We start from the raw sequence: 14,731 nt of genomic DNA, 5'->3' as shown, positions 1-14,731 counted from the left end.
TGGTTGTGAAAAGTAATTTCATTTGATATAGTTTCAAATGAAATTATCTAAATAAGGTGATGTGATGGCAATCCCGATAGCAACCGTTGAAAAACTGATTGAAAAATTTAAAGCTCGTGGACTCTCTTCAAACTATGACGAGATTTTTTTAAGTCGCTTATTGCAATTTAGTACCGAAGCACTATTAGAAAATTTGAATCAAACCTACCGACATTATGAATTAGATGATAAATTATTTGCGGTTTTATTAGTGATTAACGCCTTTCACCCTGAAGGGGTAAAACCATCGCAAATCAGCGAATTAACCAATTTTACTCGCGTACAAATTACCCGTTTTGTTGATACACTGGTGGGAAATGACTTAGTCGCCCGCCAAGCTGATCCGCATGACCGCCGCTCACATTGCTTAATTTTAACCAAAAAAGGCATCCATTTTTTTCAACATGAACTACCACCCATGGAAAAAAAAGTGGTTCAAGCTTGGCAAGTTATTACTCAAGAAGAACGTCAACAGTTACGCACAATCTTATCTAAACTTTTAAAACATCTTGCCGAGTCAACTAAATGAGAATATCCATGAAACAAAAAGGGCTTATCGCCCTATTAATATTAATTATTATTGCAGTAATTTGGGCGATTTGGTTCATGTATAAAAGTCCTTCATCGCTGATTTTATATGGTAATGTGGATATCCGAACGGTAAACAGTAGCTTTCGTGTATCAGGACGCTTAATACAATTAAATCACGAAGAAGGAGATTCGATTAAACAAGGTGATCTATTAGCTAAACTGGATGCAAAACCTTATCAAATCGCTTTAAATAGAGCGAAAGCAAATTTAATGGTAAAGCAGGCGCAACTTGATTTAATGATAACCGGATATCGTAAAGAAGAAGTTGCCCAAGCAGCAGCACAAGTTTTACAGTATCAAGCGAGTTATGATTATGCTGAGAATAACTATCAGCGCATGGTCAAATTGATGAAATCATCATCCATTTCTAAAGATCAACTTGAAAACAGTTTAACCTTACGTAATCAAGCTAACGCTAATTTACAAACAGCAAAGCAAAAACTTGATCAACTTACTAATGGTTACCGAAAAGAAGAAATTGAAGCTGCACAAGCCACTGTGCAAGCGGCTAAAGCCGAGTTAGACCAAGCGGAACTTAACTTATCGGATACCGAACTTTATGCACCAACCGACGGCACCATTTTAACTCGAGCAGTAGAATCAGGCACAATGTTAACCGCAGGAACCCCGATTTATGCTATATCACTAGATAGACCTGTCTGGGTACGTGCTTATATTGACGAGGTCAATTTACATCAAGCCATTCCGGGTAGAACTGTCTATATTTATACCGATTCACAGCCAGATAAACCTTATATTGGACAGATTGGTTTTGTATCGCCTACGGCCGAATTTACACCTAAAACCGTCGAAACCCCTGTATTACGTACAGATTTAGTTTACCGCTTACGTATTCAAATACGTCAAACTGGTGACGGTCAAGCGGATGATATGTTGCGCCAAGGCATGCCGGTAACGATTAAATTTGCAGAATAATCGATATGACTAAACAAAATCGCCAGCAAATCAAACTCACTCATGTGACCAAAGTGTTTAAGCAAAAAAATCAGCAAGTCACTGTCGCACTAAAACCTTTATCGACAACAATTTTTGCACAGGGTGTGACAGGATTGGTTGGCCCTGACGGTGCAGGGAAAACAACACTATTGCGTATGCTGGCAGGCTTGCTTTCGCCAAGTGCAGGTCAAATTAATGTTGCGCAATATAATCCGACTGAAGATCGGGATCAATTGCGCGCAATTTTAGGCTATATGCCTCAAAAGTTTGGTCTTTACGAGGATTTGACGGTTATTGAAAACCTTAATTTATTTGCTGATCTGCGACATATCAAACAAGAAGAACGTCAACAAATTTTTGCCAAACTCCTGAAATTCACCAATTTAACTAAATTTACCCAACGTTTGGCGGGCAAGTTATCGGGGGGAATGAAGCAAAAATTGGGGTTAGCATGTACTTTGCTTGGCGATCCACAAATATTATTACTTGATGAGCCTGGTGTTGGCGTGGATCCTATTTCACGCCAAGAACTTTGGCACATGGTTCATCAACTAGCCAAAGAAGGGATGTTAATTATCTGGAGCACCTCTTATCTTGATGAAGCCGAGCAATGTGAAACAATTTTACTGATGAATCAAGGTGAATTACTCTTTCAAGGTCAACCCTCATGTTTAACTGAACGTGTCAAAGATCGGGTTTACCTGCTCGCTTCGCCAATTTCACATCGTCGGTTATTACAAACGGCCTTAAAACTCCCTGAAGTCAGTGACGGCGTGATTGAAGGTGACCGTATTCGCTTAATACTCAAGCCGAATCACGCCATTGAACAAGTCATAGCAAAACTTGGGACAACTAACATCACTTATCAACCTACCTTAGGACGGTTTGAAGATGCGTTTATTGACCGATTAGGCGGAATAACTCAAAAAGAATCAATATTAACTAAAATTATGCCACAGGTTGCCGGTCTGCCAAACGATATTGTCATAGAAGCAAAAGATCTTACCCGAACTTTTGGTCATTTTATTGCAACGGATCATGTTAATTTTGCCATAAAGCGTGGTGAAATATTTGGTTTATTAGGGCCCAATGGCGCAGGTAAATCGACAACATTCAAAATGATGTGTGGTTTATTACCGATTAGTGATGGGCAAGCGTTAGTATTGGGATTTGATCTCAAAAAAAGTGCAACTAAAGTACGTGAACGCATTGGCTATATGGCACAACGTTTTTCTTTATATGACAGATTAACTGTACGCCAAAATTTAAGCTTCTTTTCAGGCATCTACGGCTTAATGGGCAGTGAACAAACACTGCGCATGAATGAAATGATAACCGCATTTAATTTTGAGCCGATTTTAGACAAAACACCAGAATCACTCCCCTTAGGATTCAAACAGCGATTAGCTTTAGCCTGTGCGTTGATGCATAAACCCGATATTGTATTTCTTGATGAACCGACATCTGGCGTCGATCCTATCACTCGTCGTGAGTTCTGGATCCATATCAACAGTTTAGTCGAAAAAGGGGGTACGGTCATGGTCACCACTCACTTTATGGACGAGGCCGAATATTGTGATCGCATTGCATTAATTAATGGTGGTAAGTTGATTGCTTTAGGCTCCCCCAACCAACTTAAGCAATCGGTCGCATGCAACGCCACCATGGAGCAAGCCTTTATTAAATTGGTGAACGACGCTAACTCAAGGGCAACAACATGATATTTTCACTCTCTCGAACATTAACATTGTGTAAAAAAGAGATGAAACAGATTATCCGTGACCCGAGCAGTTGGATCATGTCAATTATTATTCCATTAATATTACTCTTCTTATTTGGCTATGGTATCAGTTTAGATTCCAATAAAATCCGTGTTGGGGTATTAGTTGAACAAAAAAGTCAACCTGCCCATGATTTTGTCCAAGTGTTAAATGGTTCCCCCTATATTGAACCCATATATCTGGATAATCGTTCAGCATTATCGGCAAAATTAAATGCTGGCGAAATTCGAGGTATGCTTATCATTCCAGTTAATTTTGCTCAACAAGTGCAAAATAGGCAAGCAGCCATTCAGTTAATTACCGACGGAAGTGAACCGAATACCGCTAATTTTGTACAAGGCTATTTAACCGGTGTGTGGCAAATCTGGTTACAGCAACGCAGTCAACAGCAATTAATAAGTAGTCAACCAATGATTGACATGACTTCACACGTTTGGTTTAACTCCGCAGCAATCAGCAAAAATTTTATTTTGCCTGGTGCAATAACCATTATTATGACGATAATTGGCTCGATATTGACGTCGTTAGTCGTTGCTCGAGAATGGGAACGTGGCACAATGGAAGCATTGCTCTCTACCCCGATGACCAAGTTGGAGTTCTTATTATCTAAATTGATTCCCTATTACTTAATCGGTTTAATAGCCTTAATTATCTGTTTTATTGTCACTGTAGGCATTATGCATGTCCCTTTTCGTGGATCTTTTACGCTATTATTACTACTCAGCAGTCTATTTTTATTGGTGATTTTGCAACTTGGTTTATTAATATCCACCCTTACGCGGAATCAATTTAATGCCGCAATGATAGCGTTAAACGCGGCCTATTTACCTGCGGTTATGCTGTCAGGTTTTGTATTTGAAATCAATAGTATGCCCGCTATCATTCAACTAGTTACCTATATCATTCCTGCACGTTACTACGTCAATATTCTACAAACCCTCTTTTTAGCGGGCGATATTTTTTCAGTCATGCTAATTAATGCAGGCTTTTTACTGATGTGTTTATTGCTGTTATTTGTGGTGATTTTCAAAAAAACTCGAATGCAATTAGATTAAGGTAAAGGAATAATACTATGTTAAAATTTTTCAACACTATCGCCTTTTACCGCACATTAACTCTAATTAAAAAGGAGTTAGCCCTACTTTGGCAAGACAAACAGACACGCATTATCTTAATCGTGCCAGTATTGCTACAAATTTTTATTTTCCCCTTTGCTGCAACCTTGAATGTCAATAATGCGACCATTGCCGTTTATCGCCCCACGATTGATGAACCAACAACGGAGTTAATCCATCGTATAGCCCATGCCAGCAGTTTTTCAAACGTATTGATATTAGATTCACAGCAAGCCATTACTGACACGATTAATCATCAAAAAGCCTTGGTGGTTGTACAATTTCCTGCTGACTTCTCTCGCAAGTTACTGAATGGACAATCGCCACAAATTCAAATAATTTTAGACGGTCGTAAATCAAATAGTGCCCAAATTGCCGCTAACTATATTCAACAAATTATTATGCAATATCAGCAACAAAATATGAATCAAGATAAGGGAGGATTAATCGTTCGTCACCGTTATAACAGTAATTTAGACTATAAACATTTTATCTTACCTTCGCTGGTTGCACTTATTACCACCATTGGCGTTATGATCGTAACCTCGTTATCAGTAGCGAGAGAACGTGAACAAGGCACGCTTGACCAACTACGTATTTCACCTTTAATGACATGGCAAATTTTTGTTGGTAAAGCGATACCGGCAATCATTGTGGCAACATTACAAGGAACAATAGTACTTATTGCCAGTATTTTTATATATCAAATCCCGTTTCAAGGATCGTTTATTTGGTACTATGTCTGTATGATGAGTTACGGACTCTCTTTAGTGGGATTTGGATTATTTATATCAGCACTTTGCTCAACTCAACAACAAGCCTTTATCGGCATTATTACCTTTATGGTGCCAGCTATTTTACTATCTGGCTTTATTGCGCCAATCGAAAACATGCCACTCTGTTTACAGTATTTAACTGAAATCAATCCGGTGCGTCACTTTATCGAATTGACTAAACAGATTTATTTAAAAAATGTCGATTTCTCAATCATCTGGCAAAGTCTATGGAAGCTCTATGCAATCACCATACTATTAGGAGGTATGGCTTATTATTTATTTAAAAAGTATATGTGAATTTAAAGAGAGCCTCACCTAACTTTATAGGTTTAAATCAAATTCTGTTAACTGTTTTAGGATTACAATCCAATCATGACAATTCCTATTTAATAAACTTTCAGTAAGAGAATTGAACGACCAAAATCGGCAAGTATCCACCAAACCCAAACCAAATAAACACTTACAATACTTGGCAATGGGACTTTGACAATTATCACTTGTAAAACCGTCACACAACAATTTTCAATTTTTTGGAGGGATGAGAGAATCAAGAGAAGATTATATTATCCCCTCTTGATTTGAGCATGTTCAATATCAGCAAAATCACTTATTCAAAAAGTCTGTTCGACGTCCCGATGTTTATCGTCGTTAATCTAGTTTAGGATGTTGATCGACTAAATCTTGACGCTGTTCTTGCAGATTCTCGATTTGTTCATCAATATCTTCAACTTTTTGTTCAATTGAATCAAAATGATCCGATAAAATTTCTTTTGCTTCGCGACGATTTGAAGCGGCGGGTGTGGCGCCTCTTAATGGTTGATTTGCGGTTTCTCGCATTTTTAAACCAGTGACTAACCCAACCATTGCCACAACCATCAAATAGTATGCAGGCATATATAAGTTATTGGTTTCTTCGACAAGCCAAGCTGCCACTGTTGGGGTTGCCCCGGCAATTAATACCGAGATATTAAAAGCGATAGCTAACGCACTAAACCGGATATTGGTAGGAAAAATAGCCGGTAAAATAGATGCCATCACACCTGTAAAGCAATTAAGTAGTATGGCAAGTATTAGTAATCCCAAAAAGATTAAACCAATATTATCACTATTAATCATCATAAAGGCCGGATAAGCAAGAATAAGTAACCCCACACTACCGCCGATAATAAAGGGTTTTCGCCCAATTTTATCGCTTATTAAGCCAATCATAGGTTGAACAAATAGCATACCAATCATAATTGCAATAATCAGCAATACACCATGATCGGAATGATAATTTAAATCGTGAGATAAATAACTTGGCATATACGTCAGCAACATATAATAGGTAACATTGGTCACGATCACTAAGCCCACGCAGACCATAAAACTCTTCCAATATTGGGTTAAAATCTGTTTTAACGTAATTTTAGATGGTTTTTCAGACCGTTGTTCATTAGACTCAGATTGTTGCTGAAAAGTGGGCGTTTCCTCGAGCGCATGACGTAAATACAGACCAATTACCCCTAAAGGTAAAGCAAAGAAGAACGGGATACGCCACCCCCAATCTCGAAATTTGGCATCACCTAATAAAGTAGATAAAATGACAACCAATCCTGCACCAATTAAAAAGCCTGCAATTGACCCAAAATCCAGCCAACTCCCCATAAATCCTCGTTTACGATCAGGCGAATATTCAGCCACAAAGGTTGCCGCTCCAGAATATTCACCACCAATTGAAAATCCTTGTGCTAATTTTGCCAGTAACAATAAGATTGGTGCGGTAATCCCAATAGTTGCATAAGAAGGAATTAAGCCAATACAAAAGGTACTTAACGACATAATCACAATTGTCATAGACAGCACCTTTTGCCGTCCTAATTTGTCACCTAATAACCCAAACACCACTCCGCCCAATGGACGCACTAAAAAAGGGACTGAAAAAGTGGCTAACGCAGCGACAACTTGAACACTGGGCGATGCATTTGAAAAGAACACCTGCCCTAATATATAGGCTAAGAAACCATAAACACCAAAATCAAACCACTCCATCGCATTACCGAGTGCAGCAGCCGTAATGGCTTTTTTAAGCTTACTATCATCAATAATGGTAATATCATTAATATTCAAAGGTTTTGTAATTGACTTTTTTGCCTTCTTCATAAAAAACCGCCTATTTTCATGCAAATTATGGAATAAGTTGAATACAATTTTGATAAAGACTTGCTATAGTGCTTTAGTGACAACAAATGGTTTATTGATTACTTAAATTTTGAAGATATACAAGGAACAGAAAAAGAATTAAACGATTTATCGTTATTACTATCAATCAATTAAGTTTGATAATTACGTTTAGTTTGACAAAAAATAGGCTTTAATTATAGCAACATAAGATCAGGTTGTAAAATTACAACCAATCTGATAGTTGAAAGTTTCACGTCAATATATTCGACACAATTCTGGTTAAATTTTTTTAAAATAGCTGTTCTACCCTTTTCTAAATCGTTCACCTGTAACAAATTTAACTTTACCTAGTATCCCATGAAATAATCCTTTAAAATGACGTTACTAAAACTGATGAGGTAATTCCTATGCGCTGGAGAGACCAAAGAGAGAGTGATAATATTGAAGATCGCCGCTCACAATCAGGAAGTGAACTAGGAACGCGAATTTCTATTGGTGGTAAAGGTAGAGTTGTTCTATTCATTGTTGTTTTAATCGCCGGCTATTATGGCGTTGATTTAACGGGTTTACTCAATTCTGATGTTATTGATCTTAACAGCACTCCACAAAACAGCACTGAGTATGCGATTGATGATCCGCAAGCAGCGAAATTTACGTCGGTCATTTTAGCCAGCACCGAAGATTACTGGAGCCAGGAATTTAAACGTCTCGGCAAAACTTATATCCCACCCAAATTAGTTCTTTATACAGGTTCAACACAAACCTCTTGCGGTACTGGTCAAACCTTTATGGGGCCGTTTTATTGCAGTATTGATAAAACGGTTTATCTGGACACTTCTTTCTATCAAGAGATGAAACAGCGACTAGGCGGTGGCGGTGATTTTGCGCAAGGTTATGTCATTGCCCATGAAATCGGTCACCATGTGCAAAATCTACTCGGCACATTTAATCAACTAAAACAATTTAAACAATATTCCGATGTTAGCGATAATCAATTATCAGTAAGATTAGAATTGCAAGCCGATTGCTATGCAGGGTTATGGGGAAATGCAGTTCAAAAACAGAACTTACTTGAAGTTGGTGATATCGAGCAAGCACTGAACACAACCGAAGCCATTGGTGATGATCGCCTACAACGACAACGTGATGGCTATGTAGTACCCGATAGTTTTACACATGGCACGTCGAAACAACGTTACGCTTGGTTTAAAAAAGGGTTTGATAGTGGTTCAATTGAACAATGTGACACTTTTACTGAGTAACGAACAACATAAGGAAACAAAATGGATGTCAAATTAGTGAATCGTATTTTATTAGTGAATGATGACGGCATCGATGCCCAAGGTATCAAAATATTAAAAAAAGTGGCGGAAAAACTGGCTCATGAAGTTTGGGTAGTAGCGCCAATTATAGATCAAAGTGGCGTGTCTTGTTCCGTCAGTTTAAAAGCCCCATTCAGAGTCTCTAAACGTTCTCATACCGAATACGCCGTTTATGGTACGCCAGCAGATTGCATGTTATTTGCATTGAAACATCTAATGACAGACCAATTACCTGATTTAGTCTTATCCGGTATTAATAATGGGTCTAATGTTGGCTTTGAAACGATTTTATCGGGTACCGTTGGGGCGGCAATGATGGCGATGACCCTTGGCGTACCGGCAATGGCATTAAACCAAGTGAGCAGTGAAGATAATCAACCGACAAATTGGCATTGTGCCATTCACCATGCTGAAAACGTCATTCGAAAATTGCATGGGTTATCAATGCCTAAAAACATCTGTTTTAATGTCAATTTTCCAGATTGTAATGCTGATCAAATAAAAGGATATAAACTCACCAAACAAGGGGAACCGGATGTAAGCGAACTGATACTCACCCCGACTAAAGATCCAGAAGGACATGACTATTTTTGGTTCAGAGCTAAACGAAATCAAACCGCTTGCCATGAAGACAAAGAACTGGATATAGCAAACAGTGGCTACGTTGCAATCACGCCTATGAGTTATGAAAGAACACATTATCCTAGTCTCAACACATTGCAAAATGCGTTTAATCTTGACTAATGCTTAACGCGTACGTCTTTCCTATATCGAAAGACGTACAAAAGCTATTAAGTGTTTGATTTTGATTCGTTAACAAAAGCACAAAACAGGAAAGAAACCGCCACCATAATTAAAGCGATCCAATATATCATTTCATGTCCAAATGCTTTAGAGACGAAACCTTGAATCAGACCGGCAATGATAACGCTACACGTTATACCATTATTAAAAAGCGTTGAAGCAACGCCCATTCGGGTAGGAAGAAGATCTTGGAAATAGATAATTCCAATATTCGCCACAATACCGATGAAAAGTGCATTAAAAATTTGCAATGAAAATAGTGCTACTTCATTTTTGAACAGGATGATGCCAATATAAAACAGAACACCACAGCCAATTGCAATAAAAAATAGATTACGTTTTCCTAAATAAGGTACTAAAAAACCGGCAATTAGCATAACCGGAATTTCGATTCCTGCAGCAAGCCCCATTAACTGACCCGGCAAGGAATCCGACAGATGTAAACTCGATTTTATATATAATGGCATATCGATGATATACATCATATTCGCTGTCCACATAAATACGGTTGATAAAAATAAAAAAACCACATTTTTATTTTGGAATAACGGTTGATTTATCTCCTGCTGATTCATAGCTTGAGTTTGCTGTGTAGCCGGATTTTTTTCGACTGAAGGCAAAAAAATGGCGACAAAGATCATCGCAACAAAAAACATCCCCATTGCACTTAGATACATGGTAGTAAAACCATAATTGATCGCTAACGCAAATGACAAAGGTGGACCAATAACCCAAGCCAAGGAAAGTTGAGCTCGAATAAGTGAGTTAAATGCCACAACATTACGACCCGTTTTAACCGCATACTCACGTGCTAACGCAAAAATTTGTGGCATTGCCGCTGAGGATAATGCCGCAAATAACACGCCCAACGTAATCAAAAAGACATAATGCCGAGAAAAGGCAAAAACCAGACTATTGAAAACCCCCATTAAACAACAGAATATGACAATGAGTCGTCTGTCCCCTTTTTTATCCGAATATTTCGCCAATAAAAAACTCCCCACTATACTGGCAATCGCGTTGACTGAATAAAAAAGACCGACAAGAATGGGATCAACATTGACTTCATCAGTTAAAAAACGACTTAATGTCGGAGATTGTAAAGCGCCTGCGATTCCGATAATGAAAGTAGTAACAAGAAAAGCAGTAAAAATTACCCCTTTTAATTGTCGAAAAGATGAAGTACTCGGCATAGTGATTTCCTGTATATAGAATGAAATAATTATATACTGAAAATAAGCATAACAAAAAACATGTTAAGCATTCGGGTTTAATCCCGCATGACTTGTTTTCAATCCTTTTTAATTAATACAAACCAAACCTTGACAAATATCATTAAAAAAAATGATTTATTTTTAATGATACAAGCGTACAATAAAAATCATCAACTAGCCGAGGTAACGTTATGTTATATAATAACAAATCCACTCATCAGCACGCTGATCATCACTGCCATGATAGCTGCCAAAACATCACACATAATCATGCACATAATTCACTTCATGCCCGTAATATTAATAAAAACCATCAATCCAATCTGGGGCGTGAAAATCATGATCATATTCAAACGCAAACCAATGATCTTGATCCTCCACCCGATGAACCTGACCAGCAAAGCCCAACTGTCAAATTAACATGGAAAATTCAAGGCATGGATTGTGCGCATTGCGCCCAAAAAATTGAAAATGGAATCAAAACGTTACCCGATATCAATCAAATAAAAATGACGTTTTCAACTGGAAAACTCATGGTATTTGTGCCCAACAAAAATAAAGAAATTATCAAACTCATTGAAGATAAAGTGGTTGAATTAGGTTATACCCCTATTTTTGAATCTTCGCCAAATCATCATCATGAGCATTCACACAGTTTGGATAAAAAAGCGCTACTGCCTTTAGTGACGCTGGGTATCTTAATTGTAATAAGTTATATCATCCTGTTAATCAATCATGATATAGGTAAGTATGCCTTCATTGTTACGGCTATTATTGGCATCATTCCAATAGCCAAAGAAGCCATCACATTAACCCGTAGCGGCACTCCTTTTGCCATTGAAACGCTAATGAGTATTTCAGCAATTGGTGCGCTATTTATCGGTGCCGCAGAAGAAGCCACCATGGTGATTTTTTTGTTTATGATTGGCGAAATGCTTGAAGGGATTGCCAGCAATAAAGCTAAAAAAGGTATTTCCTCACTGGTTGAATTAATGCCAGAAGAAACCGTGATTGTTGTTGACGGAAATCGAAAAACGGTGGCAAGTCACAGTCTTAAACCGGACGATATTATCGAAATATCATCAGGCGGTCGATTACCGGCAGATGTGATCTTAATCAGTGAGCAAGCCAGCATTGATGAAAGCGCACTAACAGGGGAATCGATTCCAGTCAATTATTTATATGGTGATAAAATTTTAGCTGGCTCACTAGTGGTAGATAACACCATTCAATTAAAAGTTGTCTCAGAAACAGGACAAAACGCTGTTGACCGTATTTTACAACTTATTGAAGATGCTGAAGAACGCAAAGCACCGATAGAGCGATTTATTGATCGATTTAGTCGCTATTATACCCCTGCTATTGCCCTATTATCGCTATTAGTAATGGTTATTCCGCCTCTATTGATTCAAACTGATTGGTACACATGGATTTATCGTGGATTAACGTTACTATTAATAGGTTGCCCATGTGCGTTAGTTATTTCAACACCGGCTGTTATTACTTCTGCGTTATCGAGTGCGGCTAAATATGGTGTTTTAATTAAAGGCGGTGCAGCCCTAGAACATATAGGTTCAATCAAAATGATTGCTTTTGATAAAACCGGAACCCTGACCGAAGGCAAACCTCAAGTTACCGATGTTATTAATCGTGATATCACAACCGAACACTTGTTAACTGTTGTTGCTGCGGTGGAAAGTGGATCACATCATCCGTTGGCCAAAGCTATCCTTGACTATGCTAAACAAAATAAGATTGTTTTTACTGAAGCCAATAATCGTAAAGCGATTGCTGGGGTCGGTATTCAAGGAGATATCAATCAAGAGACTTTTTACGTTGTAGCTCCGAATAGACTCGACACCCTATCAACCCAATTACCCCAAGAAGATGCACAGCTTATACAACAGCTTGAAACTGAAGGAAAAACGGTTGTCGTTGTAGTATCTCATCAAAAATTATTGGGTATCATTGCTTTGCAAGATGTACTTCGCCAAGATGCGGTCAGTGCACTTAATCAACTTCATCAATTAGGCTTAAAAACCTTGATGTTAACAGGTGATAATGAACGAGCAGCCAAAGCTATTGCCCAACAACTCAATATTGATTACCGAGCGGAACTTTTACCGGCCGATAAATTAAATGAAATTGAAAAAATAAGCACCACAACCGCTATTGCCATGGTTGGCGATGGTATTAATGACTCCCCTGCCATGAAAGCCGCTACTGTAGGTATTGCAATGGGTAGCGGAACAGATGTCGCACTCGAAACAGCCGATGCGGCTTTAACCAAAAATAGTTTATTGAGTTTACCAAAATTGATACGTTTAACGCGCTTTGCTAACCGTAATATCAAACAGAATATTACAATTGCTTTAGGCATTAAGTTGATATTTTTAATTACCAGCCTATTTGGTATTACAGGACTTTGGCTTGCTGTATTAGCTGATTCGGGAACAACAGCGATTGTCACAGCCAATGCATTAAGATTGCTTAAACTTAAAAAATAAGGATTATAAATGACAAGTTGCAGAAACGCCATTGTCAAAAAATGAGTTTTTAGACTTTTTAAAAACGGTATGACATCTATCAACACCCACCAAGCAGGGATTTTACAAAATGCCTGCTTGGCGCTATTAAGAATAAAAGAAACCTTATCGATTATTCATATTTGTTCGCATGCGAACAGTTTATCCCTATGTGTATAGGGAACACTTCAGGAAAGGGCATTAAAAATACTGATACTACGGTTTATCCCTATGTGTATAGGGAACACGTTAAATCAACTTTGTATGCCTCTGCTATGTCCGGTTTATCCCTATGTGTATAGGGAACACGCTATTCGATTCTTTCAGATCGTCGATATCGACGGTTTATCCCTATGTGTATAGGGAACACATGTCAAAATTGTCCGAGCAATTCGGCTAATACGGTTTATCCCTATGTGTATAGGGAACACTAAATCTTTTACCGTATTTTCAATAGCTAACTCGGTTTATCCCTATGTGTATAGGGAACACTTCACCACGATCACCCCTATCTCCTTTATCCCCGGTTTATCCCTATGTGTATAGGGAACACAGCTCGAATGCCTAGTCAGGTTGTATAATTACCGGTTTATCCCTATGTGTATAGGGAACACTTTATTAATTACCGCCTCGTATAGCCGAGTGATCGGTTTATCCCTATGTGTATAGGGAACACAAATTTGCTGGAGCTAAAAATCAGACTACACCCGGTTTATCCCTATGTGTATAGGGAACACTGCACGCTGCAAACCCGCTAATACGTACGCAGCGGTTTATCCCTATGTGTATAGGGAACACCGCCGTCACCCAGCGTGAACGCGATTTCCTCTCGGTTTATCCCTATGTGTATAGGGAACACGCATAAATCGCCCGTGTATCTTTGAATACCCTCCGGTTTATCCCTATGTGTATAGGGAACACGTTTTATCGCCAAAAATACAGTTAACGGCATTCGGTTTATCCCTATGTGTATAGGGAACACATGAACGACGCTGGACGTTTTACCAACGCCACCGGTTTATCCCTATGTGTATAGGGAACACATAAAAAAGTTTAGTTTTTAATAAACATTTCACGGTTTATCCCTATGTGTATAGGGAACACCCTTATTATAATAATTAAATTAACCATGTTTCCGGTTTATCCCTATGTGTATAGGGAACACGATCGTTTTTGCGTTATAAGCCATGATGATACGCGGTTTATCCCTATGTGTATAGGGAACACTACAATTAAATATGTTGAGGGTGGTTTTTCGACGGTTTATCCCTATGTGTATAGGGAACACATAAACAATTCGCGCGTAAATAGCTCTAATGTCCGGTTTATCCCTATGTGTATAGGGAACACATTTGTTTACCCTTTTGGTGGGTGGTAGGTTGCGGTTTATCCCTATGTGTATAGGGAACACTTTATTAAGCTGTCTCGAAATACTAATGTTGTA

10 protein-coding genes and 1 CRISPR repeat array are annotated in these 14,731 nt (G+C 38.3%); of the genes, 8 read left to right on the top strand and 2 right to left on the bottom strand.

Annotated elements, in window-relative coordinates; all coding sequences use genetic code 11:
* The first annotated feature begins 64 nt into the window (after positions 1–64).
* The 5 genes from J3U35_RS02175 to J3U35_RS02155 are packed head-to-tail and all read left to right on the top strand — an operon-like array spanning position 65 to position 5,556.
* Positions 65–568: a MarR family winged helix-turn-helix transcriptional regulator gene (locus J3U35_RS02175; protein WP_267359245.1), complete on the top strand. Its 504-nt coding sequence runs from the start codon at positions 65–67 to the stop codon at positions 566–568.
* A gap of 8 nt (positions 569–576) precedes the next feature.
* Positions 577–1,566, top strand: coding sequence for a secretion protein HlyD (gene hlyD / locus J3U35_RS02170; RefSeq protein ID WP_267359244.1), 990 nt, complete (start codon positions 577–579; stop codon positions 1,564–1,566).
* A gap of 5 nt (positions 1,567–1,571) precedes the next feature.
* Positions 1,572–3,308, top strand: a complete 1,737-nt coding sequence (locus J3U35_RS02165) for an ATP-binding cassette domain-containing protein (protein ID WP_267359243.1) — start codon at positions 1,572–1,574, stop codon at positions 3,306–3,308.
* The gene (locus tag J3U35_RS02160) at positions 3,305–4,423 is read left to right on the top strand and encodes an ABC transporter permease (protein WP_267359242.1); all 1,119 of its coding nucleotides are present in this window, start codon (positions 3,305–3,307) and stop codon (positions 4,421–4,423) included. Before J3U35_RS02165 ends, J3U35_RS02160 begins: the two co-directional genes overlap by 4 nt.
* Positions 4,424–4,440: 17 nt before the next feature.
* Complete coding sequence (locus J3U35_RS02155; RefSeq protein WP_267359241.1) at positions 4,441–5,556, top strand: ABC transporter permease; 1,116 nt, start codon at positions 4,441–4,443, stop codon at positions 5,554–5,556.
* A gap of 351 nt (positions 5,557–5,907) precedes the next feature.
* Here J3U35_RS02155 and proP read toward each other — a convergent pair whose 3' ends face one another.
* Complete coding sequence (gene proP, locus J3U35_RS02150; RefSeq protein WP_267359240.1) at positions 5,908–7,401, bottom strand: glycine betaine/L-proline transporter ProP; 1,494 nt, start codon at positions 7,399–7,401, stop codon at positions 5,908–5,910.
* A gap of 428 nt (positions 7,402–7,829) precedes the next feature.
* Here proP and J3U35_RS02145 point away from each other — a divergent pair, with 428 nt between their 5' ends.
* Together J3U35_RS02145 and surE are read left to right on the top strand one after the other, a co-directional pair.
* Positions 7,830–8,684 carry a neutral zinc metallopeptidase gene (locus J3U35_RS02145; RefSeq protein WP_267359238.1) on the top strand — a complete coding sequence of 285 codons (855 nt, stop codon included), beginning with the start codon at positions 7,830–7,832 and terminating at the stop codon, positions 8,682–8,684.
* Between the two features lie 21 nt (positions 8,685–8,705).
* Positions 8,706–9,488 (top strand): 5'/3'-nucleotidase SurE, encoded by a 783-nt coding sequence (surE, locus tag J3U35_RS02140; protein WP_267359236.1) that lies wholly within the window; start codon positions 8,706–8,708, stop codon positions 9,486–9,488.
* Positions 9,489–9,535: 47 nt separating this feature from the next.
* Here surE and J3U35_RS02135 read toward each other — a convergent pair whose 3' ends face one another.
* A complete protein-coding gene (locus tag J3U35_RS02135; protein ID WP_267359234.1) occupies positions 9,536–10,741 on the bottom strand; it encodes an MFS transporter in 1,206 nt (401 codons plus the stop codon).
* 212 nt (positions 10,742–10,953) lie between these two features.
* On the opposite strand from J3U35_RS02135, the gene J3U35_RS02130 reads away from it, so the two are divergent.
* Positions 10,954–13,269 (top strand): zinc/cadmium/mercury/lead-transporting ATPase, encoded by a 2,316-nt coding sequence (locus J3U35_RS02130; RefSeq protein WP_267359232.1) that lies wholly within the window; start codon positions 10,954–10,956, stop codon positions 13,267–13,269.
* A gap of 176 nt (positions 13,270–13,445) precedes the next feature.
* Positions 13,446–14,698: a CRISPR direct-repeat array (repeat unit 29 nt; unit sequence CGGTTTATCCCTATGTGTATAGGGAACAC).
* Positions 14,699–14,731: the final 33 nt, after the last annotated feature.

It is taken from the genome of Gilliamella sp. B2717 (genome assembly GCF_026536675.1).
Classification (GTDB): domain Bacteria; phylum Pseudomonadota; class Gammaproteobacteria; order Enterobacterales; family Orbaceae; genus Gilliamella; species Gilliamella apicola_I.
This window is presented reverse-complemented; position numbering and strand designations above follow the sequence as displayed.

Excerpts from the sequence above, each read along its gene's own strand:
- J3U35_RS02155 (WP_267359241.1), top strand. The coding sequence starts at position 4,441 with ATGTTAAAATTTTTCAACACTATCGCCTTTTACCGCACATTAACTCTA.
- hlyD (WP_267359244.1), top strand. The coding sequence starts at position 577 with ATGAAACAAAAAGGGCTTATCGCCCTATTAATATTAATTATTATTGCA.
- J3U35_RS02160 (WP_267359242.1), top strand. The coding sequence starts at position 3,305 with ATGATATTTTCACTCTCTCGAACATTAACATTGTGTAAAAAAGAGATG.
- J3U35_RS02135 (WP_267359234.1), bottom strand. The coding sequence starts at position 10,741 with ATGCCGAGTACTTCATCTTTTCGACAATTAAAAGGGGTAATTTTTACT.
- J3U35_RS02145 (WP_267359238.1), top strand. The coding sequence starts at position 7,830 with ATGCGCTGGAGAGACCAAAGAGAGAGTGATAATATTGAAGATCGCCGC.
- J3U35_RS02130 (WP_267359232.1), top strand. The coding sequence starts at position 10,954 with ATGTTATATAATAACAAATCCACTCATCAGCACGCTGATCATCACTGC.
- J3U35_RS02165 (WP_267359243.1), top strand. The coding sequence starts at position 1,572 with ATGACTAAACAAAATCGCCAGCAAATCAAACTCACTCATGTGACCAAA.
- surE (WP_267359236.1), top strand. The coding sequence starts at position 8,706 with ATGGATGTCAAATTAGTGAATCGTATTTTATTAGTGAATGATGACGGC.
- proP (WP_267359240.1), bottom strand. The coding sequence starts at position 7,401 with ATGAAGAAGGCAAAAAAGTCAATTACAAAACCTTTGAATATTAATGAT.
- J3U35_RS02175 (WP_267359245.1), top strand. The coding sequence starts at position 65 with ATGGCAATCCCGATAGCAACCGTTGAAAAACTGATTGAAAAATTTAAA.